The organism is Paenibacillus polymyxa (genome assembly GCF_015710975.1).
GTDB lineage: Bacteria > Bacillota > Bacilli > Paenibacillales > Paenibacillaceae > Paenibacillus > Paenibacillus polymyxa.
Map to the genome: position 1 here is coordinate 153,609 of NZ_CP049783.1, position 25,038 is coordinate 178,646.

At 45.3% G+C, this 25,038-nt stretch carries 35 protein-coding genes; 4 read left to right on the forward strand and 31 right to left on the reverse strand.

Annotated features, from left to right (window positions below; all coding sequences use genetic code 11):
* Positions 1–194: 194 nt before the first annotated feature.
* From G7035_RS00770 to G7035_RS00780, 3 genes are all read right to left on the reverse strand, one after another.
* Positions 195–704, reverse strand: a complete 510-nt coding sequence (locus G7035_RS00770; protein ID WP_019686691.1) for a hypothetical protein — start codon at positions 702–704, stop codon at positions 195–197.
* Between the two features lie 146 nt (positions 705–850).
* Entirely contained in the window at positions 851–1,561 is a 711-nt protein-coding gene (locus G7035_RS00775; protein ID WP_019686690.1) for a lysozyme, read from the reverse strand.
* Positions 1,561–1,986, reverse strand: a complete 426-nt coding sequence (locus G7035_RS00780; protein ID WP_019686689.1) for a phage holin family protein — start codon at positions 1,984–1,986, stop codon at positions 1,561–1,563. The genes G7035_RS00775 and G7035_RS00780 overlap by 1 nt, the downstream gene beginning before the upstream one ends.
* 186 nt (positions 1,987–2,172) lie before the next feature.
* Here G7035_RS00780 and G7035_RS00785 point away from each other — a divergent pair, with 186 nt between their 5' ends.
* A complete protein-coding gene (locus G7035_RS00785; RefSeq protein WP_230877441.1) occupies positions 2,173–2,709 on the forward strand; it encodes a stalk domain-containing protein in 537 nt (178 codons plus the stop codon).
* Here the strand turns inward: G7035_RS00785 and G7035_RS00790 are convergent.
* From G7035_RS00790 to G7035_RS00895, 22 genes are all read right to left on the reverse strand, one after another.
* On the reverse strand, positions 2,703–4,616 hold the full coding sequence (locus G7035_RS00790) for a phage tail protein (RefSeq protein WP_019686687.1): 1,914 nt from the start codon (positions 4,614–4,616) through the stop codon (positions 2,703–2,705). The genes G7035_RS00785 and G7035_RS00790 overlap by 7 nt on opposite strands.
* Before the next feature lie 9 nt (positions 4,617–4,625).
* The gene (locus G7035_RS00795; protein WP_019686686.1) at positions 4,626–5,252 is read right to left on the reverse strand and encodes a phage distal tail protein; all 627 of its coding nucleotides are present in this window, start codon (positions 5,250–5,252) and stop codon (positions 4,626–4,628) included.
* Positions 5,253–5,284: 32 nt separating this feature from the next.
* A complete protein-coding gene (locus G7035_RS00800) occupies positions 5,285–5,425 on the reverse strand; it encodes an XkdX family protein (RefSeq protein WP_019686685.1) in 141 nt (46 codons plus the stop codon).
* Entirely contained in the window at positions 5,422–5,802 is a 381-nt protein-coding gene (locus tag G7035_RS00805) for a hypothetical protein (RefSeq protein WP_019686684.1), read from the reverse strand. The genes G7035_RS00800 and G7035_RS00805 overlap by 4 nt, the downstream gene beginning before the upstream one ends.
* Positions 5,802–6,908, reverse strand: a complete 1,107-nt coding sequence (locus G7035_RS00810; protein WP_019686683.1) for a pyocin knob domain-containing protein — start codon at positions 6,906–6,908, stop codon at positions 5,802–5,804. The genes G7035_RS00805 and G7035_RS00810 overlap by 1 nt, the downstream gene beginning before the upstream one ends.
* A 9-nt stretch (positions 6,909–6,917) precedes the next feature.
* Entirely contained in the window at positions 6,918–7,328 is a 411-nt protein-coding gene (locus G7035_RS00815; protein WP_019686682.1) for a phage tail fiber protein, read from the reverse strand.
* Between the two features lie 12 nt (positions 7,329–7,340).
* On the reverse strand, positions 7,341–7,907 hold the full coding sequence (locus G7035_RS00820; RefSeq protein WP_019686681.1) for a phage tail domain-containing protein: 567 nt from the start codon (positions 7,905–7,907) through the stop codon (positions 7,341–7,343).
* The gene (locus G7035_RS00825; RefSeq protein WP_019686680.1) at positions 7,904–12,355 is read right to left on the reverse strand and encodes a phage tail tape measure protein; all 4,452 of its coding nucleotides are present in this window, start codon (positions 12,353–12,355) and stop codon (positions 7,904–7,906) included. The genes G7035_RS00820 and G7035_RS00825 overlap by 4 nt, the downstream gene beginning before the upstream one ends.
* Before the next feature lie 17 nt (positions 12,356–12,372).
* Positions 12,373–12,540, reverse strand: a complete 168-nt coding sequence (locus tag G7035_RS00830; RefSeq protein WP_019686679.1) for a hypothetical protein — start codon at positions 12,538–12,540, stop codon at positions 12,373–12,375.
* A 13-nt stretch (positions 12,541–12,553) separates the two neighbouring features.
* Positions 12,554–12,937 (reverse strand): hypothetical protein, encoded by a 384-nt coding sequence (locus G7035_RS00835; protein ID WP_019686678.1) that lies wholly within the window; start codon positions 12,935–12,937, stop codon positions 12,554–12,556.
* Positions 12,934–13,536: a major tail protein gene (locus G7035_RS00840; RefSeq protein ID WP_019686677.1), complete on the reverse strand. Its 603-nt coding sequence runs from the start codon at positions 13,534–13,536 to the stop codon at positions 12,934–12,936. Before G7035_RS00840 ends, G7035_RS00835 begins: the two co-directional genes overlap by 4 nt.
* A 4-nt stretch (positions 13,537–13,540) precedes the next feature.
* Complete coding sequence (locus G7035_RS00845) at positions 13,541–13,876, reverse strand: hypothetical protein (protein ID WP_019686676.1); 336 nt, start codon at positions 13,874–13,876, stop codon at positions 13,541–13,543.
* The gene (locus tag G7035_RS00850; RefSeq protein ID WP_019686675.1) at positions 13,876–14,262 is read right to left on the reverse strand and encodes an HK97 gp10 family phage protein; all 387 of its coding nucleotides are present in this window, start codon (positions 14,260–14,262) and stop codon (positions 13,876–13,878) included. Before G7035_RS00850 ends, G7035_RS00845 begins: the two co-directional genes overlap by 1 nt.
* Positions 14,255–14,566 carry a phage head closure protein gene (locus G7035_RS00855; RefSeq protein ID WP_019686674.1) on the reverse strand — a complete coding sequence of 104 codons (312 nt, stop codon included), beginning with the start codon at positions 14,564–14,566 and terminating at the stop codon, positions 14,255–14,257. Before G7035_RS00855 ends, G7035_RS00850 begins: the two co-directional genes overlap by 8 nt.
* Entirely contained in the window at positions 14,563–14,838 is a 276-nt protein-coding gene (locus tag G7035_RS00860) for a hypothetical protein (protein ID WP_019686673.1), read from the reverse strand. Before G7035_RS00860 ends, G7035_RS00855 begins: the two co-directional genes overlap by 4 nt.
* A gap of 1 nt (position 14,839) precedes the next feature.
* Complete coding sequence (locus G7035_RS27625; protein WP_019686672.1) at positions 14,840–15,397, reverse strand: head fiber protein; 558 nt, start codon at positions 15,395–15,397, stop codon at positions 14,840–14,842.
* Positions 15,394–16,704: a phage major capsid protein gene (locus G7035_RS00870; RefSeq protein WP_019686671.1), complete on the reverse strand. Its 1,311-nt coding sequence runs from the start codon at positions 16,702–16,704 to the stop codon at positions 15,394–15,396. Before G7035_RS00870 ends, G7035_RS27625 begins: the two co-directional genes overlap by 4 nt.
* On the reverse strand, positions 16,704–17,285 hold the full coding sequence (locus G7035_RS00875) for an HK97 family phage prohead protease (RefSeq protein WP_019686670.1): 582 nt from the start codon (positions 17,283–17,285) through the stop codon (positions 16,704–16,706). The genes G7035_RS00870 and G7035_RS00875 overlap by 1 nt, the downstream gene beginning before the upstream one ends.
* Positions 17,272–18,477 (reverse strand): phage portal protein, encoded by a 1,206-nt coding sequence (locus G7035_RS00880; protein WP_019686669.1) that lies wholly within the window; start codon positions 18,475–18,477, stop codon positions 17,272–17,274. Before G7035_RS00880 ends, G7035_RS00875 begins: the two co-directional genes overlap by 14 nt.
* Before the next feature lie 15 nt (positions 18,478–18,492).
* A complete protein-coding gene (locus G7035_RS00885; RefSeq protein WP_049789323.1) occupies positions 18,493–20,184 on the reverse strand; it encodes a terminase large subunit in 1,692 nt (563 codons plus the stop codon).
* A gap of 33 nt (positions 20,185–20,217) precedes the next feature.
* Entirely contained in the window at positions 20,218–20,568 is a 351-nt protein-coding gene (locus G7035_RS00890; RefSeq protein ID WP_019686667.1) for a P27 family phage terminase small subunit, read from the reverse strand.
* A gap of 168 nt (positions 20,569–20,736) precedes the next feature.
* Complete coding sequence (locus G7035_RS00895) at positions 20,737–21,066, reverse strand: HNH endonuclease (protein WP_019686666.1); 330 nt, start codon at positions 21,064–21,066, stop codon at positions 20,737–20,739.
* A gap of 100 nt (positions 21,067–21,166) precedes the next feature.
* On the opposite strand from G7035_RS00895, the gene G7035_RS00900 reads away from it, so the two are divergent.
* Positions 21,167–21,382, forward strand: coding sequence for a type II toxin-antitoxin system HicA family toxin (locus G7035_RS00900; protein ID WP_019686665.1), 216 nt, complete (start codon positions 21,167–21,169; stop codon positions 21,380–21,382).
* Positions 21,383–21,561: 179 nt separating this feature from the next.
* Positions 21,562–21,969: a type II toxin-antitoxin system HicB family antitoxin gene (locus tag G7035_RS00905; protein WP_019686664.1), complete on the forward strand. Its 408-nt coding sequence runs from the start codon at positions 21,562–21,564 to the stop codon at positions 21,967–21,969.
* Positions 21,970–22,042: 73 nt separating this feature from the next.
* Here G7035_RS00905 and G7035_RS00910 read toward each other — a convergent pair whose 3' ends face one another.
* The 3 genes from G7035_RS00910 to G7035_RS00920 all read right to left on the reverse strand — a co-directional run bounded on the left by G7035_RS00910 (position 22,043) and on the right by G7035_RS00920 (position 23,313).
* Positions 22,043–22,300, reverse strand: coding sequence for a hypothetical protein (locus tag G7035_RS00910; protein WP_019686663.1), 258 nt, complete (start codon positions 22,298–22,300; stop codon positions 22,043–22,045).
* 107 nt (positions 22,301–22,407) lie between these two features.
* Complete coding sequence (locus G7035_RS00915) at positions 22,408–22,944, reverse strand: sigma factor-like helix-turn-helix DNA-binding protein (RefSeq protein WP_019686662.1); 537 nt, start codon at positions 22,942–22,944, stop codon at positions 22,408–22,410.
* Between the two features lie 90 nt (positions 22,945–23,034).
* Positions 23,035–23,313, reverse strand: coding sequence for a hypothetical protein (locus G7035_RS00920; protein ID WP_019686661.1), 279 nt, complete (start codon positions 23,311–23,313; stop codon positions 23,035–23,037).
* A 166-nt stretch (positions 23,314–23,479) separates the two neighbouring features.
* Here G7035_RS00920 and G7035_RS00925 point away from each other — a divergent pair, with 166 nt between their 5' ends.
* Positions 23,480–23,680, forward strand: coding sequence for a hypothetical protein (locus G7035_RS00925; RefSeq protein WP_019686660.1), 201 nt, complete (start codon positions 23,480–23,482; stop codon positions 23,678–23,680).
* A gap of 99 nt (positions 23,681–23,779) precedes the next feature.
* Here G7035_RS00925 and G7035_RS00930 read toward each other — a convergent pair whose 3' ends face one another.
* The 3 genes from G7035_RS00930 to G7035_RS00940 all read right to left on the reverse strand — a co-directional run bounded on the left by G7035_RS00930 (position 23,780) and on the right by G7035_RS00940 (position 24,993).
* Positions 23,780–24,343, reverse strand: coding sequence for a hypothetical protein (locus tag G7035_RS00930; protein WP_019686659.1), 564 nt, complete (start codon positions 24,341–24,343; stop codon positions 23,780–23,782).
* Between the two features lie 147 nt (positions 24,344–24,490).
* A complete protein-coding gene (locus tag G7035_RS00935) occupies positions 24,491–24,712 on the reverse strand; it encodes a hypothetical protein (protein ID WP_019686658.1) in 222 nt (73 codons plus the stop codon).
* The gene (locus G7035_RS00940) at positions 24,709–24,993 is read right to left on the reverse strand and encodes a hypothetical protein (protein WP_019686657.1); all 285 of its coding nucleotides are present in this window, start codon (positions 24,991–24,993) and stop codon (positions 24,709–24,711) included. The genes G7035_RS00935 and G7035_RS00940 overlap by 4 nt, the downstream gene beginning before the upstream one ends.
* Between the last annotated feature and the right edge of the window lie 45 nt (positions 24,994–25,038).

The window sequence follows — 25,038 nt, forward strand, 5'->3', positions numbered from 1 at the left end:
TTTCAAAGTTATAACCAGAGGTCGAAATAACCATGAAAAAAAAGGAATCACCATGTAGACAAAGTAACTCACTAACAGAATTATCGTATCTCTTACTTTATTTTCAAACCATGGTTGTCCTGTTGACCCATGAAAGAAAACTAGAATGAGAGCAAATTGAAACGTTTGGGTAAGTATCATTTTCAAATATTGGTTCAATATCCAAACGTCCTTTCAGTTGGGAACTTCTTGAAACCAATAACCATTGCTAATGGAGTCTCCAGAGTCAAAGAAGGTATCTCATCCCAGTCTCCAATTATTTCTGCTACGGCATATTTGGTAACTCGATATTGACGACCTCTGAAATTAAAAGTAACGGCACTGATGTCAACGTTCTCTGACCGAATAATTTCAGCTATTTCGTAAATATGTGAAGTAGATCGGCCCCTTAGAGCATCCTTAAATTCTTCTTCTAACTCGTAATCAATATCATCAAATTCAACTTTTAGAATTTGTATATTTAATTTTTCAGATTTAGAAATTAGATTGTACAGATTGTTTTGTTGAAGCTCGAAGGGACGAAGTTTTAGATTAAATCTCTTTGAATCCCGGGGATTGGTTAAACCAGCAATGTGGTAAGATTCCAAAACAAAAAAGCTTTCACCATCTACGGTACCGAATTGTTCTCCGACCGTATAGTAATAGTATATGACATGCTTTTCCATTGATCATCCCCCCCCTTCATCTAATTATAGTTTACACAAAACACCCTGAGAATGATACAAAATTCATAAAAAAAGGACCTCACCAGCGTTATGCCAGTGAGGTCCTTTTTACCGATGCTTTGGGATTTGTCCTTATTCTACTCCAATTATCCTTCTGATTCAATCTGTTTCAGGCGTTCGTCCAGGTCGGTCACGTTACCGTTAACCCCTGCAATCAAGGCTAGGAAATTTTTCCTTAGCCGATTAATCACGATTGCGGATTCCTCGCGTGTGATCTGCGCTTCAGGATGCGTCCCGTCAAAATACCCGTTGGCCGTTACCTCGGCCCACGCTGTGGCTGCCCACTTGCTGGGTACGTTAATATCTCTTTCTTGGCTCACTGGTTTGTCCTCCTTTTTATCCTCCGTTGAATCCGACGGTGTGTTAAAAAGATCAAGCTCGGCCTGTCTGCGCCGTGTCAGACCAGCTAGCACCTTACCCCCGGCCTTGTCGTATTTGGTGATACTGGCAGCAATCTGTGCGACTGTGCGACCTTTACAGAGCGCCTTGAGATTGCCTGCACCGCAGTTGTAGCAAAAACTTGTAAGTGCGTCGAACTGGTTTTGTGTGAGCTGATCCGTAACTGGGACGTAGGCCGGGTTGTTAACGTAAGCTTCGTATTTACCCATGTCCTCGGCCAACATTGCGTCCGCCTGTTCCTGCGTAATGGTCATGCCCTGCTTAACGTCCGGGCCGTAATGTCCCCAGCCGATGGTCCACCATTTTTCAGTGGGTACAGGCTTGTATGCATACAAGCGACAGCCCTCGGAATTTTTAATTAAACTTAGTCCCGCTTTTGATATTTTGCGCATTTGCATTACTTATCAGCTCCTTTGTCGTTATCGTTACCGCCTTTTCCCTTCAATACCTCAACAGCCTGCCGGATAACAGGAGGGATAGGTGCGCCCAGCCTTCCCCCGTTTTCGATGATCGATAGCAGTTCATTTGCCATATAGAAGTAGGCCACTGTATCCCTAAACAAGTGGCTATCTCCCAGCACACCGTCCACAAGATGCCCCACAGCAACCATTGCAAAGATGAATACCTTACGGGCAATACCGATCATGCCAACTTTGCTTTTTAATCCAACTGTTGCCCCTGCTGCTACACACCCGGTTATATAGTCAAAGATTACGAACACCAGTAATACGCCTAGCACACCAGACCAGCCACCAAAAAAATAAGCTGCTGCCGTACTACCAGCAGCAGTAAACCATTTAAATACTAAATCCAATCTATCCACTTAATTTCCTCCGTCTCTTAATTATTCCAACACAAAATAAGCCCCTGACCACTCCAGGGACTACACAGGTAGATATTTTGTTATTGCATAACTGATCACCTCCCCCAAATAACTAAAACTTTTAGTCTGAAATACCGTAATAAATGGTATAATCTATGAAAAAAGGAGCTGTACCCCTTGAAAAAAATGATAATCGGTTTAGTAGCTGGTATGTTGATCGGATCGGCAACGGCGGCTGTAGCTGCTACCTCCCCAACTGTCCAAGCTGTAGTAAGTAAATATGCAATTACTGTAGATGGTCAGCAGCAAACACTTAAATCAGATCCACTCGTATATAAAGGCACTACATATTTACCAGTCAGAGAGGTTGCCGGGTTGACCGGATATGATTTGCAATTTGATGCAAAGAGCAAGAAGATTGATTTGCAATCTAAATCGGAAGGAGGTTCAACAGTGAGTCAAACTACAAGCCAACCTACTGAGAAAAAAGTTACATGGATTCCAGCTAGTGAGGCTAATGAAAAATATGGTATTAAATATGTTATGAGCAACGAAACCACCATTTCCTATGGAGAAAACAAAGTTGTTTTTCCAGTCTCAATGTATGATAAAAAAGACGGGAAAACATTTACCAATGCCGAAAAAACAGCCTCAATTATGTTTAAGAATGCCGTTACTTATTTAGGTAGTGATACTCTACAAACCTTGGGAATAACTCAATAATTGCCTCCTCCGCGACTCTGCACAAACAATTGAGTCACCACGTTTGCAATAACGCGCCCTAAACTATTGGGCGCTATTTGTATTTCATGCCAAGTTCCGCGAGATACTCGTCCATCTCCATCCTTGGACAGATAAGGGATAATATTGATGTCGTTACCGCTAGTCTCCCTTATCGGGACTGTATTACCATCCACCATAATAGAAACGTTCTTTGGCTGAGGACCTTCGTAAATCCCATACTCAATTTCATGGGTATGTTCTGGGATATTTAGTTCGTGCGTATGTTCCGGTATTTCAACCGTGTGATTGTGACCAGGAATCGTCACTTGGTGACTATGTCCAGGAATTGTCACCCTGTGTTTATGTTCTGAGGTCAGCACATGCCGATGTTTACCGGACATGGAAAATGTGACTGTTTCCCCTGTGCTTGTCATAAGGTTTGTACCGTCAGGTATACCGTGGTTATGATCTCCCTCGGCGCTTACTGCATCGGGAACGTAAGTAGCAAACTGATCCCATTCATCAGATGGACTAGAAGATTCAACAGTTGCCGCTAGTGTAGTAGTTGTTGGCGTTTGAACTGCTGACGTGGATGTGGATGGTACAGAAGCCCCACCCGCTGCCGTTGTTGTACTGACACCCCCGCCGCCTTCAATGGCTTTACTGTATGCCCGGAAAGCTTCAGTTTGGAAAGACAGCATAACCTTATTAATTCGGACAGTTTCATCAGGTACATAGAATTTCAGTATGGCTGGATGGTCTGGATCGCAATTGTCTGCAAAGTCCCTCGTATCCAAGTTGGTTGCCCCCTGCGCGTATACCTCGCTTATATGCATACGGTTCCGTAAGTCCGCTATACTGCTGGCGATATCCTGTGTTTTGTTGGCAATCTCCAATTTTACCGCTCCCGGCTGTCCCAGAATGTTGCTTTTGCCTACCTTGACCACTCGGGCCTTAATGTCAATGCCCATTTCCGCGTCCTGCACCCGAACCATAGCCCCTACTTTAAAACGGTCAATAGGGTCCTTTGTTATCGCGTAGATTTCAGCGGCATCAACCGTATATTGCATGCTTGGCACCTTCAGTTCATTGAGCATGGCCCGGCACCGTGCTAATAAGGTGTCAGCAAATTCAAAACGCTTGTCCGCAAAAATGGTTTGTACAAGACCAAAGCGCTGAATGTATTCCGGTTCTGCGTCAATATAGGGCTTACCACCATTAATATCAGCGAAAGTGAGCTGGTTAACCCCTTCACCATAGCCCAAGCCATAAATGCGCGTAGTAACCTGAGACGGGTCTATTTTCCTTTCTATGCCCTGCAAATTCACACCGTAACGAATGTATGCTTCTTCTCGTCCAGAAGGCTGTACAAGGTTCAGAGTCCACGGGTAGGCTGTTGTGTCAAACGTCCACATGTATTCGTCCGTAAAGGGCTGGGGTACGGAAAAAAGAGCGCCTAGAAGGTTTTCATTTTCCCAGTTATATTCGAATTGATGTGTGAATTGAATATCACCCAGCCGCCAACGCTGCGTAGTCTGCCGATCCAGAATGTATTTAAGTACTTGCGGTGTGTAATAACCCAAATTACCAACCGTGTGATATTGAAACAGCACATCATCCAGCAGCGTAGCTAAAACGTGTTCACACTGATACGTGATTGTTTCCCCGCCGCTACCGCGCTTTGCCGCACTGGATAGGATGCGGAACAACTCAAGTCGAACATCACCATCAAATATTTCTACGAAGTACAACGGTTGACATTCGGCGTTCTTTTCATCCCCAGCAGGCAAAGAAAATTGAGCTGTCCAAAGTGCGTTCATTGATGCGTCATAACCAATATCGAATGCATTTTCCAGAAATGCCACCCGGCGCATTTGTAAATCATAAACTGTCACATGTGTCCTCATGTTTCCTCCTTATACAAACCGATCCCGGTAGGTGATGCGGAACAAAATGTCACGCCCTGTTTCCGGGTCTGTCCACGTTAGGACGTTATTTCCCAAGTTCAAATCAAAAAAATTACCCTGCATCTCATGCAGAGCATTCCGGCCGTTCTTTGTAATTTTGAGGTTCTTTGAATCAATAATGACTTTATCTCCTGGCGCGAATAATCCTATAAGCTCGATATAATCTGTGTGGAATCGGCTGGCATCTGCTGTTATGCGGCCCTCGCCGTGCATAGGTACAGCCTGCGCCAATATATCACGGATATACACGGCATCTGTCATACGTCCCTCACCAGACATAGGTACAGCTTCCAAGGCATATTCACGGACAAAATCAGCCTGCGCCTGACCTTCACCGGACAACTCCGCAGCGGCAGTCATATCCAAAACAAACTCCAAAATGTATTCCGTTACGGTACCAGGTTCGTCCACATTAAAAGCCATAAGATTGAACGCATTATCGCTTTCGGTTCCATCCGTTTCCACCTTCCGTGAGTACATTTGCCCGGAACCAGAAAGAGATGCAGAAAGGTCAATAATGTTCCCTTCTACATCCCCTATATTAAAACCAAGGCTATTAAATCCACCATTAAACATAGCGTCCTCCTATCAGGCAAGGAAAATTTTCCTTACTGGAAGTCCACGCCTGTAATGGTCTTGTATTCTTCCGGTGTGATTTCTCCGAAACGGTTTGTCTCCGTGATTACTGCGCCCTTCAATTTCTCTGCCGTTACCCAGTTCCACTTAAAAGCAAGAGTCCAAAATGTCATGATTGATTAGCCCCTTTCAGATTGATTAGTTCCAATTTTGTAGCTGCCAGTTCAGCGCCCATGCTGGCTAAAAGTTGAGTTTGTTGCATGGTTTGAATCTTCATTTCAGCGAGTTGCTGCCCAAGAAGTTCATCACTGGTCAGTTGTGCAGAACCCTTTACAATCAGACCGCCATCCGGTGCAACTTCAATTTCCTGCTGCTCAATAACAGCTCCTTCTGGTAATGGGTTGGTGACCCGATCCTCGTAAACAGCCTCTTTTGTTACGTTACCCTCATCATCATGCTCGGCTGGTGATACCATAACAGACAGAAGCTTGTAATCCCATGGACCAATATTAATTACTTGTCCATCTAGTACCACTACATCTTTAATCATTAGACCGCCCTCCATCCTGTATTACCTGAGCCGGACTCTTTAATGTAGAGCGTTGATCCGGTTCCTCCGACTCTATTACGATAAAACGCACCCACAGGGGCAACAATCACTCCCTCGGGGCTTCCTACTCCTCTATACATCTCTACTAAATTGTCAGCCGATATTGTGCCGCTAGAAGTAGCGATAATAACATTGTCGCGTGATACATTTATTCCTCGGTCAAAGTTCCAATCAGTTTTTCCGTTAGTCCAAGATGGGGCGATGAAGAAGCTTCCGCTCGCACTACTATGAAACACCCATGACGGTTGTCCAGGAATTACGGATGCCAGGGGAATAGGCGAAGATGCTGTAATTGTGCCTGATACTGCTCCGCCACGAGTCATGAAAATTTCCGTCCACTCTCTCCAGTCAGCACCAGCAAACGCAATTCGTGTATAGACACGACCTGGATTATCATGTGAAAAGTACATTTGAACAATAGCACCGCTGTCGTAATTCACCACAAGTTTGCCATAGGTATAGGCTCCGGGTGGATAGTTCGAAAAACCTGTCCATGCGGAAAGAGCCACATTGTAGCTGCCCGATAGGGTGGCATCATTACAGTTTGCTGGTGCATTGCCTCGATTACGATATGCGCTATTTGCTAGGCCATACGCAGAACTTACTGCACTCTCTGTAGCCGCTATATCATCCCGTGTCCCGTTGACTGCCTTGGAGAGTTGGGTAACACCCTTTTTAGTTAAAGATGCATTCTGAGTCTTCTCGGCTACCGTAGCGGACAAGTCTGTTACCTTTTCATCAATCTCAGTAACATTGCCCTGTACTGCCCGGAAGTCCGCTGCCGTGAAATTGCGTGCAATCCGTGTACCGACAGGCCAAGCACGGGCAACACCCTCATAGCCACGTACACAGCCTTTCAGAATGTTTTCCTTTACGCTTGTATACGTAATGGTTTCTGCTACATCCCCATTGCCTAAAACAGCAATACCCTCGCCCTGTAAAAGCACAGCGGCGTTGGCGACTGTAATTTCGGTTTGCGTGTCTGTGATCAGTTCTGCAAGCTCAGTTTTAGGAGAGTTCACCACTGGTGGATACATTTTTTCCACGCTTCACACCTACCCTTCGTCTACTTTTATTTGCCCAGCCAGAAACCGAAGTGTGTCATTCGTCTGGACCGTGCGCGGTGTTTTGACTGCCCCGTGATATACAAGATTGCCCCCTGTTGCCGCCGTGCGAATGCCGATATGAGTTACCAAGCCCCAATCTGCTCCAGCTATAGGGAAAGAGACATCCCCCACGCTGGAAGTAACGGCGCGTCGATCCGCTATAACTGGTTCAGAAAACGTCACAGCACGGCGCGTATAGCCTCCACCGCTTACCTCCTGCCCTGTATCCGCATCGGTTGGACTACTGGTGTATAGGGCAATGTATAGCGCTTGAGGAGAAGCAAAGTTAATCCCACGCAAGGCCGCATTAATACAGGCTGTTTTCCACCAGTTCGACTTACTTAGTATTATGTCTGCCAATATAAAGACCTCCTATTCTACTTGGTATTCGTTCGCAATACGGAAGCTACGCAAAGTCGTTGTTCCCACATTGGTCAGAACGATATATGGAAAAGCTCTAATGTTGCCACCGCTAAATACTTGAATCTCTTGAGGGGACTCAGTGATATGCAATTCAGTTATGCGCTCCTGACCATAGGCAAACGGATCAAAAGCGACTAAAGGCAAGGAAAATTTTCCTACACCCATAATCCGTTCCACATCAAAACTCCCTGCATATTGAACTACGAAAGATTGCCCCGGACGCTCCCGTTGCTTTAGCTCTAACTCCCGCGGCTTGCCGTAGCTGTCCACCAAATGTGCAGCTAAGGTCATGACCCGCTGTTGCAACTCCATATAATCTTTTGTGATAAAAGCACATTCATAGTTAAAGTTTCTAGCCTCATGATCGGCTCCATAATTCCACAGCCCGTTGCGCCCTGGGATAGATAACGTCCGGTCTACCGTGTTTGGTAACCCCGGACGTTTGGACGTACCCAGCACAAAAAAGCCCAATTCAGCATTGGACTTCCCACCAAGCCATATCATCTCATCAATCAACGTGTTCCACCTGCCCCGCGTGCGGCTCCCTGAGTCAGCGCAAATAATTCATACGCCATCTCTTTAGCCAACGATTTAATGTCTTCGTCCCGTCTGACGTTAAATATTGCTCCAGCAAACAAGCCTTCCATGTTAATGGTGGTTGTCCCGCTTGCAGCGGCATCACCTGTTGTTGGTGACACAGAAGGTTGAACAGCTACAGCCATTTCATGCGCCTGCTGCCTAACACTGGACATCATGCCTGCCATACCTTGTACAAGCCCCTGACCAGCCATTTCACCGATCCACGCCATTTCGCGGGAAGGGGAATGAATGTCTAACGCTTTTTGCATGGTAGTACGAACAGAATTGGCAATCTCGCGTGCTTTAGCTGTTACAGCCCCCTGCATGGAAGATAAACCATTTAACAACCCCTGCATGGCCTGCTTACCGATCGTCGGAAGATCAGCTTTCATTGCGTTAAACTGACCAACGGTACCGGACCGGATTGCTTTTACCTTCGCTTCAAAGTCCTTTTTCAGACCGTCCATTTCCGTGTTAGCCTTGGCACGAAGCTGTTGAATCTGAAGGTCAGTGTCTTGCCGCATTCCTTGTAACTCCTGCACCGCAATAGCCCGTGATTCTGCGGACTTGGTACGCCAAAGCTCTGAATATTCCGCTAGTTGGGCATCTGTCAATTCATTCAACGCTGCAAGCTCAGGCGCAGCTTTCGGACCCATCTGTCGTAATTCCTCCAGCAAACCTTTATCAATGCCTCGTGCCGCCAGTGTTTCAATGCTTGAGGCCCAGGTAGCAAGATAATCCACCTGACCGCGCAAATTATCTAAGAGTTGTTGTCCGGTTGTCTCTGACTTCATGACGACAGCATCAAATAAGCCAGCAAAATCATTAATAGATTTCGCTCGCTGCTCTACGGCCTGTTCATATACCTGATTCAGCCGTAATTCTTCAGCCGCCACATTTTCATTGATGGCTTTAGTCTTGGCCAAAAAGTCATCGCCCGCTTGGTTCAACTGATTATAAATCTCCAGTCTCACCTTTCCCGCTGCTTCCTCTGCTGCCTTTCGTTGCTCTGATCCAGCTTTATACCGTGCCTGTACCTTTTCCCAGGCTACAAGCTGCTGAGTCAACGAAAGCTGATTCGCTTGAGTCTGCTTATCAATCCACGCTTTAGAGTTGTCAAAAGACTGTTTTAGCGCCTGTTCCTGTTCCTTGGTTAAAGTCTTGTTTACCTTAGATATTTCTTCTGTTACTTTGCGGTATTGCGCTGAGGTTTTAGCATATTGTCCCTGCACACCTTGCAGAGCAGCAATGTACTGTGACGTATCCAGCGTACCGACTTTGTATTTATGCTGTGCGCTGGCAAACGATTCTTTAAAAGCATCATTCACCTTTTTTGCTGTATTTTTGGCGGATTTTTCCGCTGCTTTAGATTTATTATCAATCCCGTTTGCCAAGCCCTGCGCGATGTATTCACCATATTCTGTAGTTAATCGGGACGGTGAATGAATACCAAAGAACTCTTTTATAGAACCCCCGACACTCTCACTTATTTCCTTGGCTTTTTTAACAGCCGCATCCTTCATTTCACCGATACCTTTTATAAGGCCTCGGATGATATCTTGACCGATTTTAACCATCGTCTGGAACGCGTTTTTAAACAATCCTGTGATGCCGTTCCAGATCGTCGTAACAACGGACTTTGCATTTTCCCAAGCTCCAGCCCAATCCCCTTTGAAAATAGCCAGCCATGTTTTAATAATGCCAGAGATAACCCCAATGACGGTTTCGATGATGATTTTGATAGCGTTCCAAGTACCTGAAAAAACTGTCTTCACCACTGCAAATACAGTTTTAAACAGCGTGGTTATTGTAGCTCCCCAGGTATCCCAGAAAGCTTTAATTTGCGTAAAGATGGATTTGATCACAACAAATATCGCGTTAAATGTTGCACCGAAGATGGTATTCAGGATTGTAAAAATCCCTTTAAAGGCTTCAATAATGGTGCTGCCCCATTTATCCCAAAAGGCTTTAATCTCATTGAATATAAATTTTATGGCTTCAAAGATTGCCGAAAAAATAGTGCCGTAGATAAGCTTTAAGGCTTCCAAATTCGCTTTAAAGAATATGGTAATATCTTTGCCCCACTTATCCCAAAAAGCTTTTATACCGTCAAAAACGGACTTGACCACATCGGCAATCGCGTTAATAACGGTGTCAAATACAGACTTGACTAGATCCCACATTCCTTGAAACAGTTCAGTGATTTGCCCGCCCCATTGGTCCCAGAAGTCTTTAATTGCTCCAAAGATGGCCATCGCCGCCGCCTTGATAGCTTCCCAAGCGGCATTAAGCCCATTACGCACCGTTTCGTTGTTGTTGTATAGATAGGTCAGACCCGCCACTAAAGCGGTTATTGCCGCTATTACTATACCTATAGGTCCGGTCAGTGCAGCAACAACCGGACCAAAAGCGGCAAAGGCTCCAGATACCGCGCTAAAGGCTGTGATGATCGTACCTATAGAAGATATAATGGTGCCGAAAATTACAACCAGCGGGCCAATGGCTGCTAAAATACCCGCTATAGCAAGCACAACCATTTGCATAGATGGAGACATAGACGAAAACGCAGTCGCAAGGGTGTCCACGGCCTGTGTGATCGGAGGCAGAGCTTTTTCGGCTAGGCTTACCAGTGTTTCCCCTAATGGGGTCAAACTGCTTTGTAGGTTCCGAATTAAGATCGTGAATCGGTCACCCAAATTATCTTTAAGTGCAGCTCCCGCTTTATCCGTTGATCCTCTAAATTCTCCCAGGTCAGTATTTACCGTGGCGAAAAAGTCACGGAACTGAGGCCCTAAGTCCTCCAGCGGTGTACCCATGAGAGCAACAGCAGTTTGCGCCCTCTTTGCCGGGTCCTTGATGGAAGAAATAGCTGTTGTAACAGCCATAAATGCTTTTTGGGTTGATGCCCCGCCGCTGTTTATGTCGTTCTCCACTTTTTTGAAGTCCAAACCCAAAGCTTTTAATGCGTCGCGCGAACCACCGCTACCGTCTCCGATACGAAGAAAGGCTTCCTTTGCGCTGTCCCCAATTTTATCCAGATTGAACGCGCCTTTTTCTGCACCAGCAATCAGAATAGCGGTGAACTGTTCGGCGCTGTAGCCCAATCCCTTGAACTGTGGAGCATACTCCCGTAAGGTATCCAGCAATTCATCCGAAAAGTTACCACCACGCTGAAAACCTACGGTGATAAGGTCCATAGCATCTGATCCAGAAATTTTAAAGTTCTTCATCAAGACCGATGCAGTCCGGGTCGTTTCATTTACCTCAGCATCAAATGTTTCCTTGAGGATCATTGCTTTTTGGGTTAAATCTGTCAGAGTTGAATCATTCAAACCACGAATATTGGTTTTGGTGGTGATAAGCGCCTGATCGACTTCTCCAAGGCTTTCCCCGAATCCGTTCTTCCAGATACCCTGAGCTGCAACAGCCAGCTTTTCCGCTTCCTCTGCCGTGATCCCCAGGGAAGCTTCCATTTTCCCCGCTGCCGCGTCTAGATCCATTGCCGTTTTCCCAGCTATCGCACCGATAGCCACAAGCGGCGCAGTAACACCCGCCGTAAGTCCTACGCCGACACCTTTAATTTTATCGCCTGCCGCCTTGAACTTTTCCCCGACTTCCCCTATCTTGTTGCCTGCATCGCCTGCTTCATCGCTTAAATCGTCCAGTTCTCCACGGGCTTCACGTAAGCCGTTTTCAAACCGTTGAAGTTCCTGTTCTGTGCGAACTAGTTCACGTTGAAAAGCTCGATACTGTTCTTCCGATATCTCGCCACGCTGAAACTGCTCTGTGACCTGTTGTTGAGCGCTGCGAAGCGTGTTCAGCTTATCGGATGTATTGGAAATGGCATCGGATAGAAGCTTTTGTTTTTGAGCAAGCAATTCCGTGTTACCTGGATCAAATTTCAAAAGCTGGTCCACTTGCCGCAGTTCCGTTTGCAGCTCTTTACTACGCTTGTTAACACCGTCCAATGATGCGTATAAATCCTTGGTGTCTCCATTAATGACAACGTTAATTGTTGGCACGTTCAAACTGTTCAGGCTGTTTTGTAGCCTTTTCAATTCCTGTTCAGTCTGGACAAGCTCTCTTTGAAAAGCACGGTACTGACCTTCTGTGATATCGCCACGCGCAAATTGGTCAGCTACTTGCTGTTGCGCTGCCTTTAGGGTTTGAAGCTTGTCCGAAGTGTTTGAAATGGCATCCGTTAAAATCTTCTGCTTCTGTGCTAATAGCTCCGTATTCCCAGGGTCAAATTTAAGCAGCTTATCAATCTGTTTTAGCTCACCCTGTAAATCCTTACTACGTTTATTCACATCTGATAAAGCAGCCGATAGCCCTTTTGTCTCTGCTCCGATAACGACATTAATACCCTTGATCGTTTCAGCCAAAATCTACACCTCCCCTCTTATCTGCCGTAAAATGCGTCTATATCATCCTGTGTCGCCTCTTTGGTTTCTTCCTCGTTGTCGCTACCTGTGAAGCTACGGGCTAAGTCTATAAGATCCTGACACCTCAAATCATTAATCTCCGTAAAGCTCAAACCAATCCGTTTACCGATGGCAAGCAAATCCATTTCAAGATGGGAATCATTGGTTGGCTGGGACGCCGCCTTTGATCCCGTTGGACTGCTGACGAAAAAAGCCTTCCGTGGCTTCCTCCAATGCCCCGACAAAGAATGTTGTGTCCGAAAAATCCAGATCATCATCTAAAGCGGCAAGCCATGTCGAAAAGCCGTCATATGGTTTTGGATATTCGGCTGATTTAGCCATAGCCCAGACCATTTGCAAGTTGGCAAGAAAATCAATAGAGCTTGGATCAATTTCAACGTTTGGTCCTCCCCCCACATTATCGCCCACCATTTTCAACATATCGCCCAGCAAATCCGACTTAAATTCCTGCTTATAAAATAAAAGAGCCAAGGCACCCGCCTTGACTCGAATTTGCTTGCTACCAATGGTTAAATCTCTCATGCTTCTGCTCCCCCTGTAGTTACATTTGTGAATTTAGGCGTATACACAGAATCAAAAAACGCGCTATAAGCAGCAGCATTTGTTTCATTTAGCTCCAGGTCACCTTTAACAACTGTGCGCCCACCAAGCTCAATCGGGGAAACTGTCAGGTTCAATACATCGGTTGCAACTTCGACGGATTCACCTTTCGTCTGGCGTTCCTTAGCCGGGCGGTCAGCTTGGCAATCGTAATAAACAAAACGGCGGTTCTTCTGATCGCCCTGTACCTGTCCAAGCAGCGCAAACTTTTTAGGCGTTGCGTCAGACACTTCCACCAACATTCCATTCTCGTCGATGATCCATCCAAGCATTTTGGCCAGAATATCATCGGGAACCAATGCTAATTCCAATTCACCTGTATAGCCATTGTTCGAAGTCGCTACATAATATTTGGTATTATCGGCGTAAAACTCCGACTGTTCGCCCTGCGCCTCCGGTGTCCATCTAACCGCGCCCGGAATAGGGATTGGTGTACCCCAAGCGGGTTGAGTTGTGCTGTCCTCATCGTAAAAAGCAATATGCACCTTGTCCAAACCAAATGTAACTTTGTTCTTAGGCATTTCGTCACGCTCCTATAAGTTGAATTTCATATAAAATCTGATACATTTTTTCATCATCCAGCCAGCTTTCCAACTTTGAATAAGGTAAGCCCAATTCCTTCAGCTTATCTTGGACTTTCTTTTCAGTAGCCAAATCCTTTTTAGTGGTGTACAACTCCACCTGATAGTTCCCAACATCTACATAATTTTGGTTATCTGCTATCATGTCAGAACTGTATGCGAACTGAAATGTTATGAACGGCGGGGCCGGGGCGGGATTTTTTTCCGTCACTGTAAAATGACTATAAGTTACTGGGATTCCTAGTGATTTAAGTTCGACAAACAACTCTGATTGTTCCATTACCTACCTCCGTTACGAATGATGCGCTTGATATCATCAGCGAGATGTGCCGCATGGTGATCATATGCAGGCCGTAAGTGAGGATAAGCCCTTACCCGCCCACCTCCACGCTTGGCGTGTCCAAACTCCAGCAAATGCACACGGCGGGAATGCTTTTTGTTCCAGACCACCAGCCGTTTTAGTGTCCCTTTGCTTTGGTCCGATACTTTGAAGCCCTTGGCGTACTTCCCGGTATGCTTAGGTGCGCTTGTCTCTGCTTCCTGTCGTACCTTTTCGGCTACTTCATCCAAATGCTGGTCAATTCCCTTTTCTACATCATCGGTGTATTCCTGTACGGATCGGGTGATTTCGGAAACAAGCTGATCAATGTCAATGTCTCTAGCCATCTGCCGCCACCCTCTCACACGTTAGTTCTAGTTCTTCAAATCCGGTTGCATAGGTGCGAATCACCCTGTACAGCACGCCATCAAAACGGACAGACTGTTCATAGTTGTACTCATAGCCATGAATAACAAACACCATTTCAGGTCGTAGCCCTGCAACCGCTGCATTGTAAAACTCAGTACGTCCCACAGATTGGAGTTTACACAATACGACCGTCTCTACTGGATCACCGGGAATCTGATTGCCTATATCGTCCTGTGTAATTTCACCGGGCCTGATTAGCGTAAGCTCATAATCCCAACTCATGGTACCCTCCGGTTATGAAGAATTAGATTGTGTAATCTGAATTGGAGATGACGCGGCATAGCCCCGGATTCATCCCGGGACTGATACCGCCATGTAGCATAATCAGCACAAAAAAGAAGATGATTGAAGTTCTCCGCATCAAGTGCAAGCCCTTTTTCATCTTCCAGTTCGGTAATGACTGATTGTGTAATAGACTCCAGATAACTGTCACGCACCGTTGTACGAATGCCCAGCCGTTCTTTTACAAGGTTAACGATTGTGGATGCATCCATATCAACCCTTGGCTTCTAAAGCCGTTACGCGGGCTGCTAGAGCGTCATATTGGACCTTTGTGACCTCGCCCGGATCGCCTTTATCTCCCTTGTCACCTTTTGCCCCGGCTGCGCCCGTTGCCCCAGTATCGCCTTTATCGCCCTTTGGTCCTGCTGGCCCTGTTGGTCCCGCTGGGCCTGTTTCTCCTTTATCACCTTTTGGCCCTGGTTGCCCTGCGCCGCCTCCGGTAGTAGAGCGAATCACGGAAGCCAACTCACCAGCCTTTACCTCTTTGGCTACATACCCGAATCCCGTTTCTGACGCTACAACTACACCGCCAGTGCCTGCCGCCACTGTTGCCCCGGCCGCGATATCCTCACCAGCTTCCACTAACCAAGTGGGGCTATTGTTAATGATTACGGTGATAACATCACCCTTTTTCAGCGTACCAGTTGAACGGAAGTCAGGCGTACCGCCTGCTGTAGTTGCCGCCAACGTGATACCTTCAGCTCCTACCGTTTTAGATAGGAGTCTGTTTGCTGCCACATCCTCAGTCACTACCGCTGTAAACTTGCTCATCCCTGAGCACCCCCCGCTGTAATTGTGAGTAGTGCAAAGTATTCTTTATAAACTGGTTTGCCGTCATATCGTCCAGTACCCTTGAATACCGTTTGATCCTGAATAAAGCGTACCTCTTTAGAGCTTTCAATTTTTACCCCTGCACGTTCAGCCAACAAATATTTCTTAAAATCACCCAAGACAATTGTTTCAGCCGGGGCATATTGTGAAAATACAATACGGGTACCGTCCGGTAGGAGTGGATTAGTTGCATTTTGTACAACCACTCTACCATCTGCTGTTTTAACAAGCGTTTGCGGTACAATGTGCTTGTAATAAGTGGATCGACGCATAACAGCAATGACTTCTTCAATTGGCGCTCCGTCTTCTCCATCATCAATCAGTGCCAACTGGGTGACAATACTTTCGATAGATTTATCCACGGTAACATTGCGGCTTGTATCATCTTTCAATGCCGTTACCACCCCAAGCGGCTGTTTTGCTGTCGGGCCTGTACCAATCAAAATAGCCTTGTCCAACGCCTTACCAATTGCCATTGCCAAACGGCGTTCGACAAAATTCGCCAAATCAATCATGCTGTCCTCTAAAATGGCGTTGCACAGAGGAATAAAGCCGCCCACTTTAAAACCATCCAGTTCGGTTTGTGTGAAGGCATCTGCCAGCTCTTGAACAGGATCACACATTTCAACCCAAATCGCTTCAGGAATTGCACCGTCCAAAATAACACGTGCATCACCATTCAGCGGAACTACTTCAACCTCTTTGTAAAGGCGGCTAAAATCACCAATTCGCGTGCGGATCATATCAATAACAACGGTTGGAATCGTTGCATCTGCTCCTGTGAGTGCACGATTTTCTTTCACAGCCGTAGCCAGTGCGGAATAAAAATCACGTACCTCCGGTTGGTTCAATCTCTCAAGTGTTTGCGCCCGTGTTTCGTATTTGTTGCCTCTCATTCTTGTTTCGCCTCCTGTTTGTGTATGGTTTCTTTCGGATGGTGCTGGAGCTGGTACAGGGTTCGGGGTATTATCAGGTGCTTGGCTGTTGAGTTGTTCCAGCTCTCCTTCAAGTGCTGCAATCTCGCCTTCCAATACGCCTTTCTGCTCAGCAACCCCCGTTTTCTCCTGCTCCAGCTCCGTAACACTTTCTTCTACAGCCGCAATTTCTTCGTCGGTGGCGGCTTCCTCAATTGCGGATTCCAACTCATCGGATCTCGTTTGCAAGCTGCGTTCTTGCCCCAACAGTTCTTCAAGAGCAGCTTTACGCTGCTGAATCTTTTTTGCTAGCATAATTTGTCTAAGTGCCATTATCTTTTCAGCCTCGCTTTCAATTGGTGTTTTCGTTGCTGGAGCTGTCGCTCCCGGTGCTGCTCAACCTCAGATTTTCGCGCTTGTACTCCCGTATCTGCATAAGCGGGGAAGGTGCAAACGGAAACTTCGTGAAGGTCAACTTCTCGAATGGTCCATTTAACAGTTCCGTCGTCTCTCCAATCCGTGTCCTCTTTCAAAATGCTGAAGCCAAAGGAACACTGGTCCACGTCTCCGCGTTTAACGCGCTCGTACATGTTCACTGCGTCGCTATCGTTCGGATTCACCTTCACACGCCCCCACAAGCCGTGAGAATCGGCTTTAAGCTCCAGCGTGCCAGATTTATTCCTGCCAAGTACCAATGTGGTGTCATGGTTAATTAAGGCGCGTACGTCATTCCCTAGCGTGTTACTGAACGCTTCAGGGGCCAACTCTTCAAATGCTCCGGTCCATAATTCTGTTGGACGGTTGAACACGGCAAAATAGCCTTCAATAAACATGTCCTGTCCATCCTGTTCAGATCGGGTTTTTAGCTCCGTGTGCAGGCTGCGCACAACCTTCTGACTCCTATCCATCATCATCCTCACCTCCCCCCTGGTTTAATTTTTTCTGATCACCAATCATTCCAGCTGGGATATAATTTTCTAAGATGATGCGTTCGTTCAATCCTTCAAGCGGCGATAAACCGATCCAATCCCGTACCTCGTTCCCCAGCATGAGGCTGCGAACAAAAAGATTGCTTCCGACATCTGCCAGCTCCTTGAGGTCATAGGCGTATAGGCTACGGGGATTAAACTTGAAATATAAATCCGGGCTATAAAGCAGCTTGCGGGTCAATTCTTGGACAAGCCCGGTAGCCATTGGCAGGATCGTCGTATTGATGAAGCTGTTATATTCATCTTTTTTGAAGTCACCAACCCCAACAAAAAAAGCCGGCACCCCAAAGATGCCCGCCACTGTTCGCTTATCCAGTTGTACTGAATCATTAATTGCCAAATCGTTCAGGCTCAGGGGTTTGACCTGCTCCACATCAATCATTTCCGCAGGAATGATCCACGGCTGTCCTGCCTCAGACCGTTTCAAGTACATATCAAATACTTTTTCTCGCCCTTCCTCGCTACTCAGTTCCGCTGTATTAGCATCAACCTTGATAATGAGAGAGGGCATGTACTTACCGGACATAAACCCCTTCTTGGTAGCCGTAGCCTGCTTGAGATTATGAATAATATCCTTGAGTACAGCCCGGTACCCCTGCCCTTTCCACGGCCGTTCAGGATCGGGGTTTATGATAAAGTGAAGTACCTCATCATGCTGATAGATATTTCCTTTATACAAAATTTGATATGCGTCCAATGTCTCCATAAAGCTGACGCTGGACGGTTTGAGTGGGATTAAATCGGCTATAAAACCATTTAACATTTTGGGATATACCACACTATTCCCCTCGCCCGAAAGCAGTAGGTTTTGAACGATGTTGTATATCCATGCCTTACGCGTCATGAGGCTGTAAGGATTAACGTCCAGCTTGCGAGAAAGCTCATTCTTAACGCGAATATCCCCATCACTCGTGTTCTGCATCAGGTGGATTGTCATGGAAGATATCAGGTCCGCTATCTTATGAACAGCCATCTTCACTTCTGGATTATCAGACAGTCTTGTATAACCAGGTACACAAAGCGTGTCATATGCATCTTGTGTCAGAAAATAACCAATGCTACTTTCTGGTGCAGCCCGTGTGTCACGTTTCTTGCGCATCCAATTTCTAAGCCCCAATTAAACCAACTCCTTTCATCCATTTTTTAGCCAGTTTGCTGCGCTGCCTGACTTCTCCAAGTTCTCCAGCATTCGAACAGCTCCAAACACCGCAGCGTCAAATATATCAATCCGCTGATTCATCGAAACTTTTTCATACTGGATCATGTCGTCAGTCTTTTCAATGGCGTGTACATTCTGTAGACAATATTCAAACGCTTCAGAATGAAGGTAATAGAAATTACCGTCCTTGGCTGACTTCTCAATTCTGCGGAAACCTTCCGACTTTTTATAAAAGAACTGCGGTTGGTCAATGATGGAAAATCCAGCTCGTTTCATACCTAAGAAAAACTCTCGCCCAAACTTCCTGTCAAAGCCCACTTGATGAATTTTGAATCCCATTTCCTTCATTTTGACAAACCACTTCACAACGTCTGAATGATTCACGGTTGGAGTATTACACATGTCTAGCCAGCCATCTTCCTTCCAGCCAAACAATGGAATGTTATCTTCTTCCGCTTTGGCGGTAGCTCTAACAACCGGGAACCATGCATGAGAAATGACAATATCCACCCCGTTATAATTTCCATACAACGCACTAGCAGTTAAGTCATGCATTTTACTAAGATCAGCGCCGCCATACCACTTCACTGGCAATTTAGCCAGATCCGATAAAGTCCATTTGTACTTACGGTCACTAGCTTTAAATTCATCCAGATTGAAATAGGCTTTCATGGCGCCCGTATAAACGTTCAGAGACTTAGCCAGAAAATCTTTTCGTTGCTGCGGATCATTCTGAGCTTCTAAGGCTTCTTTCATGATGTCTTGCGGACGAATGCTGACCCCATAATTCGGGTTTGCCTTCTCATGTTCAGCAGCGGAAGTATAATCCACTTCGCCCTTTTCACCCTGATCGGCTTTGCAGATAAACACAAAATAGTGTTCAGCTTTAATCGTCCTGTCCAGTATCTTTTTACAATACTGGAGCCGCTGATAACAGAAGCTTGTCATATCATCGCCAGCTGTGGTTATACCGATCATCAGTTTATTGGCATACGCCTTCATTGCTTCCTTGATGATGTTATATTGCTTGGGCCGTGTATAAGCGTGCAGCTCGTCGGCAATAGCATAGTTACAGTTCAAAGAGTCCTGGGCATCAGGATTTGCCGCCAAAGCTTCAATGTTTATCGAACCTTCCCCAAAATCGCCAGAGATACTATGGTTCTGGTTATTGTCCAATATTCTAAAACTCTTTTCTTCCCCCATTTGTCGAAGGTTAAAAAGGATGAATTTAAAACTTTGAAGTGCTTGACGTAAAGCAGCGCCCACAATGTAAATCGTTGAACTAGACTTAACACTAAGAAGTGCAAGCGCCCAAGCCAATGCCGCTGAAAATGGCGTCTTACCATTCTTCCGGGGCAAGTAAATGAATGCTTCCTGATACCTTCGGATGATGGTCCCTTTATTGAAGAATGAAAGAAGGTTATAGATAATAAATTTCTGCCATGGTTCCAATAAAAAAGGCTTACCTCTCAATGGTGTGCCATCAAGACGTTCGCCCTTTTCATGAACAAATGTACTTTCAATGATTTCAATGACATATTCAGCGTCGGAAGGATTAAAATCATAAACACCCGATGCAACATCATCTTTAAAACGCTGGCAACCTTGAATAAGCTCTTTGCCAGCTAATTTTCGCCCTTCTACAATGCTGTCGGCATACTCCATGACTATATTGTAGTTCGGAAACTGTTCAATCACTTATTTCCTCTTACTCAATAAGCTTTGTAATTTGGATTCCTTCGGTTTATCAACCGTCACAGTATCAAGGGATTTAGGATTCAGGCATAGACGGTCAGAGTATGCCAGAATATCCTTTCGCAACGTTTCGAGAGACGCAAGAATCGGGCTTTTTTTTGCGCCTCCCTGGTCTGTACTTACCTCGTACTGGTAACCACCGTCCTCGAACTCTTTGGTCAGCGTGTTATACTGAAAAACCAGTTCCGCATAGATGTCAATTATCCTATTGTACTGCGGTTTATGAACACCAAGTGCTTTCATATCCGCAACAGTCGCCCGCTTGATCGTCTCCTTTGTCGGTGCCTTCGCCACATGCCTTCACCTCCCATTTACTGTAATTTATTGATCCAAAAAAAGTTTTTCGGGACTCGCACTATTGGAAAAGGCTCCCTTGCCCGGTCCCCAGATAAAATTTTAAAAAAAAATAAAAAGGGGGGGCTTTCTAAAAAAAATATATTTTTCAAAAAAATAATTTCAAATTTATTTGCTCAGTCCGCTTAGAGAAAATACATTGCCTTGCTCTCTGTCGAAATGTTCCCTTACTCTCCCTTGCCATGCTTTGCCTAGCTCTGTAAGCTCATGCGATTGTCTATCATGCATGGCGTTGTGCTGCCTGTCTGATAGTGATACTAAGTTCCAATCCTTTAGCGCAAGCTCTGGGTAATGCTCCAGCGGATAGATGTGATGTACCGTGACAGCCGATTCAGATTTTCCAAACCTTTTGCTTTCTTGGCACATGTATTTATCACGCCGCAGGATAGCAGCACGCTTTCGCTTCCAACGTTTTGATTTATAGAATGGGTTGGTCATGCTTCTATCTCCTTTGAATTGATACGCATAATAATGCGCATAATGTATTGACGCGCATGATAACACGTGTTATAATAAGAGTATAGAAAGGAGGTAAGCGATGCCGAAACAAATAACAGTAAGAGAGTTAGTCAAACGGTTGAGAAGAGAAGGGTTTAGGCCTTCACCTTCACACACTGGCGGCGGTAGTCATAAGCGGTGGAAACATAAAGATGATCCAACACGCTATGCGGATATCAGTTTCCACAATGAAGGAGCCACCATACCGATTGGTACACTCAAGAGCATCGAGAAGACAACAGGGGTTATCTTTTAACCCCTGCGCTTCTCCCTAAACGCTTACCTCCAGTAAGGATCATAAGCAGGTGAATTTTTCACCCCAATTATTGAAGCATATGCTTCAAAAAAGTTTAGTCTATACTTGAACCATATGGTTCAAAAAAATTTAGTCTTTAATTGAGACATATGTCTCAAAAACAAAAGGAGTGAGATAAATTGAAAAACACCTATGTTTATCCTGCTGTCATTGAAAAAGCAGATGATGGTATAGGACTGTACTTCCCGGATATTCCCGGAACGGCCGTTCTTGCCCCTGATATTCCAACGGCTGTTGTTGATGCTAAAAACATGTTAGTTGATCGTATACTGGAACTTGAAGATAATAATATGGCAATTCCGTCTCCGTCTGATCCGGCCAGCATTGAGTTAAACGATGCCAGTGACCGGATTGTATACGTTGAAGTTTTCTTGCCTCCATACCGGGATGCAGCAATGAATAAATCTGTGACCATCAATTGCACTGCGCCTCAGTGGCTTCGTGATGCCGGGAAGGATGCTGGTTTGAATTTCTCCCAGCTGCTTCAAAGCTCCGTAAAAGATGCTTTGGGCATTAAGCAAAAGTAACTACAGAGTGAAATAAAATGAATTAAGGCGTCCATTGCGGGTGCCTTTTTCTGCATCCCATCCTGGAAAGTTACTATAATAGCTCTGCTGCAAGCTGCTTGAGCACTGGTGGTGTGGCAATGAGTTTACCTTTTGACTTGTTACCATGAATGTAGGCTTTATCCTCTCGGGCATAATAGACAACGCCTTGGCCCTCAATTACCGGAAAGCCGCTTTCATCGTCAGTCAGCGAAGTTTGTACATGCTTGCCGTGCTGTGCTGCGTGCTCCTCATCGTGCAAGTGAAGGATACCGTCAGAACTGAGAAATGCGAAACGTGGTTTTACAGACATATTATTTTCCTCCATGTGTGCATAACAAAAAGGACGCGGTTACCCTACGCCCCTCATGTCTGCTTATGTTATTAAACTATTAGTGGGTACCAAAAAATAGTTTCTACCTATAGGTGGCAGTTGGGGGACAAAAATAAGCTTTCTGACACCGCTTGAGCAACTTTTTTTTGTGCCCTCTCCACATACTCGGTTACGCTATCCCTTGTAATATCCAAAAACTCTGCTATCTGACTCCGGCTGAAACATTGTCCATGAGCCATAGTGTAGCATTCGCGCTCGCGTGGACTGAGCGTAGATAATGCGTCCTCTATCTGGAACAACTGCCACTCAGATAGATTCGCCGGACTCCCCGCATGATTGCGTTGTACATATGCCTGCATTCTTAGTGGATCTACCGGACGTTCTCGCTGATAAGCAGCCATCCGTTCAGCTCCACGTTTATTCCCTGGTCTTCTTCCTGTATTTAGCCATTCCTCCACATACTCACAATCCGATATCATACCTGAAATAACTTTCTTATCATCAGCATCCGCTTTAGCGTACAGTCTTCTGGCAATGTTTAGGGACTTGTGATAGTTAAGAGATGTAGCAGCGCCCAGGTCAACAATATTTATATCTTGCATATTCTTAATTCTCAGCCCCATGATCTAATCCCCTTTGTGATATAATGGGTGTGAGAAATGAAGTAACAGGCCCCCGTGCTCCCTGTCAAGGTTGCGGGGGCTTTGTTGTGTTCATCCTTCATATTTTTGTAGCAGCTCCATGTATTTATCATGCCACATCCTCGCCGTGGCTTTATGATCCTCTATAAGCTCGTCTGACTTCCTAATAGTGTCGGTTAAAGCAGAAGAAGACTCCCGCATGATAATCTTCATCCGGTCTATCTCTTCAATTAGCATACCAGCCGCACTTTTCCAGTATGAAAACTTTCCTCCTTCAAGTTCCCTCCGAATTTGCTCAATGTCTACCTTCGGAGGACCAGGCATTTTAACAAGCTGTTTGAATTTAGGCAATATTAATCCTCCCTTAGTGGGTGTAGGTCCTACACCCTGTATTGGTTTAATCATCATAAGTGTCGAGTTAAAACTTCGTCTCTCATATTGTCTACAACTTCATTTAACATATTGTTCACCTCAATTAAATCTGGTAAAATTAAATTCAAAAAATTAGGAGAATAATATGAACTTTTTAACAGTACTTCTTATGTGTATTCCGCTTTATGCTGCATTCAGAGCTTTTACAATCACTCGTGATCCAGAAGCAAAAAAAAGAATCCCAAAAACGACACTAAAAGCTCTAACTTTTTTTGCTTATTTTATATTTATCGTTTTGGGATTTTTTATAATTACAGAAGGTGTAGAATACCTCTCTCAGTTATAATTGAATTGGTAGTTGCAAGTAGTTTTATAAATCTGAAGTGATTTAGAGTACGGGGGTAAAGGCTGTTATGCCTCATCCCTCGAAACACTTTGAATTGTCCTATTCATGCTCAGGATTGCTAAATTCTGTTTCGTAATCATCCATGATGACTTTTGACCCATGCGTGTATAGCTTAAACAAAGTCGCCTCAAGGCCATACAAACCGCCCATGATCGTTTTTTTGTCGAACGACTTATCGGCAATTTCTACACTGTTGATGTAGCCTTCTTTATCAAGGACAAGGCGATATTTACAATTGTATTGGGACTTATCTGGCTCCGGATCAAAATAGATGAACGACAGAACCCGTCTATCAGCATCAACATGAACTGTGATCTCTTGAACTTCCTCGTAATCTAGTTCATTCAACTCGCATTCATCTTCAACCATTTCTTTAATAAGCTCAGAAAAATTGACTTCTTCTCTTTTGGTTCCAAGCAATTCTTGAAGATTTTCTTGCATCTTGGCAACGCCGACACTGTGAATGGATTTTTCAACTTCGCTTTTTATCACGTCTAGAATTATATGGTTGTAAGATGGGATATCGAGGTTCTCCAAATTAATCTGAAGTTGATTGCGTACTGCTTCCTTCAACCCTTTTCCGAAGTCACTCCAACTACGCAAGGAATCTTCGACAACATCCTTAATAGTTTCTTCTAGTTGCTTCCTAATGACTTTTTCTACGTAGCCTTCTTCGTTTTATGCTGCCAATTGGTTATTAATGATTAAGTTCATATCCATTTGTATGTCCTCTCTGCCCTTGGGGGCGGTCTATTCGATCCAGCGGTCACGTTTCGTCTTTTCCATCCAGTCTTTTTGAAGATTGTCTATGTTAAACACGTAATGTCTACGGCCCAGCACGTAAGATACAAAACTGCCCGTGCTGCGTTCGTAAAAACATCCGTTCAAAAGCTGCCCATCCATCCCTTTTCGCAAATCCGGTGTTTCCTGTACAATCTCAGCAGAATAAAAGTTAAATTCCAGTTGCGTCATACCGTCTCCAAGCCGTTCAACTGCTCTTTAGTACGGAAGTAGAAGGGGGCATATCGGTATTCGGATCGGTGTTTTGGATTGTACATGTATGCTACGGGTGTTTCATTTTCCGCTACTGGGCAGTTCATGGTTACGCAGCTCGTACGAGTAAGCAATATCCCTCCAGCTGGGGGCAGCCCATTGTGCCATTTGCCCCGCTGTGCGTCCTTATCCGGTATCAGCACAGGCATGTTTAATTGTCTGACTTCATCGCGGCTTAACCAGCCGTTTGCATTCGGCATATATTCTCACTTCCTTGGTAGAGGGGCAGCCTTAGCCGCCCCAAG

What these genes read in the sequence shown, in the direction of transcription:
- G7035_RS00910 (WP_019686663.1), bottom strand. Translation starts at nt 22,300, where the DNA reads ATGTCTGTAAAACCACGTTTCGCATTTCTCAGTTCTGACGGTATCCTT.
- G7035_RS00935 (WP_019686658.1), bottom strand. Translation starts at nt 24,712, where the DNA reads ATGACGCAACTGGAATTTAACTTTTATTCTGCTGAGATTGTACAGGAA.
- G7035_RS00770 (WP_019686691.1), bottom strand. Translation starts at nt 704, where the DNA reads ATGGAAAAGCATGTCATATACTATTACTATACGGTCGGAGAACAATTC.
- G7035_RS00885 (WP_049789323.1), bottom strand. Translation starts at nt 20,184, where the DNA reads ATGGAGTATGCCGACAGCATTGTAGAAGGGCGAAAATTAGCTGGCAAA.
- G7035_RS00900 (WP_019686665.1), top strand. Translation starts at nt 21,167, where the DNA reads ATGCCGAAACAAATAACAGTAAGAGAGTTAGTCAAACGGTTGAGAAGA.
- G7035_RS00790 (WP_019686687.1), bottom strand. Translation starts at nt 4,616, where the DNA reads ATGAGGACACATGTGACAGTTTATGATTTACAAATGCGCCGGGTGGCA.
- G7035_RS00785 (WP_230877441.1), top strand. Translation starts at nt 2,173, where the DNA reads ATGATAATCGGTTTAGTAGCTGGTATGTTGATCGGATCGGCAACGGCG.
- G7035_RS00800 (WP_019686685.1), bottom strand. Translation starts at nt 5,425, where the DNA reads ATGACATTTTGGACTCTTGCTTTTAAGTGGAACTGGGTAACGGCAGAG.
- G7035_RS00835 (WP_019686678.1), bottom strand. Translation starts at nt 12,937, where the DNA reads ATGAGAGATTTAACCATTGGTAGCAAGCAAATTCGAGTCAAGGCGGGT.
- G7035_RS00775 (WP_019686690.1), bottom strand. Translation starts at nt 1,561, where the DNA reads ATGCAAATGCGCAAAATATCAAAAGCGGGACTAAGTTTAATTAAAAAT.
- G7035_RS00855 (WP_019686674.1), bottom strand. Translation starts at nt 14,566, where the DNA reads ATGAGTTGGGATTATGAGCTTACGCTAATCAGGCCCGGTGAAATTACA.
- G7035_RS00940 (WP_019686657.1), bottom strand. Translation starts at nt 24,993, where the DNA reads ATGCCGAATGCAAACGGCTGGTTAAGCCGCGATGAAGTCAGACAATTA.
- G7035_RS00805 (WP_019686684.1), bottom strand. Translation starts at nt 5,802, where the DNA reads ATGATTAAAGATGTAGTGGTACTAGATGGACAAGTAATTAATATTGGT.
- G7035_RS00860 (WP_019686673.1), bottom strand. Translation starts at nt 14,838, where the DNA reads ATGGATGCATCCACAATCGTTAACCTTGTAAAAGAACGGCTGGGCATT.
- G7035_RS27625 (WP_019686672.1), bottom strand. Translation starts at nt 15,397, where the DNA reads ATGAGCAAGTTTACAGCGGTAGTGACTGAGGATGTGGCAGCAAACAGA.
- G7035_RS00845 (WP_019686676.1), bottom strand. Translation starts at nt 13,876, where the DNA reads ATGGAACAATCAGAGTTGTTTGTCGAACTTAAATCACTAGGAATCCCA.
- G7035_RS00840 (WP_019686677.1), bottom strand. Translation starts at nt 13,536, where the DNA reads ATGCCTAAGAACAAAGTTACATTTGGTTTGGACAAGGTGCATATTGCT.
- G7035_RS00870 (WP_019686671.1), bottom strand. Translation starts at nt 16,704, where the DNA reads ATGGCACTTAGACAAATTATGCTAGCAAAAAAGATTCAGCAGCGTAAA.
- G7035_RS00850 (WP_019686675.1), bottom strand. Translation starts at nt 14,262, where the DNA reads ATGGCTAGAGACATTGACATTGATCAGCTTGTTTCCGAAATCACCCGA.
- G7035_RS00915 (WP_019686662.1), bottom strand. Translation starts at nt 22,944, where the DNA reads ATGGGGCTGAGAATTAAGAATATGCAAGATATAAATATTGTTGACCTG.
- G7035_RS00875 (WP_019686670.1), bottom strand. Translation starts at nt 17,285, where the DNA reads ATGATGATGGATAGGAGTCAGAAGGTTGTGCGCAGCCTGCACACGGAG.
- G7035_RS00925 (WP_019686660.1), top strand. Translation starts at nt 23,480, where the DNA reads ATGAACTTTTTAACAGTACTTCTTATGTGTATTCCGCTTTATGCTGCA.
- G7035_RS00895 (WP_019686666.1), bottom strand. Translation starts at nt 21,066, where the DNA reads ATGACCAACCCATTCTATAAATCAAAACGTTGGAAGCGAAAGCGTGCT.
- G7035_RS00795 (WP_019686686.1), bottom strand. Translation starts at nt 5,252, where the DNA reads ATGTTTAATGGTGGATTTAATAGCCTTGGTTTTAATATAGGGGATGTA.
- G7035_RS00830 (WP_019686679.1), bottom strand. Translation starts at nt 12,540, where the DNA reads ATGGATTTGCTTGCCATCGGTAAACGGATTGGTTTGAGCTTTACGGAG.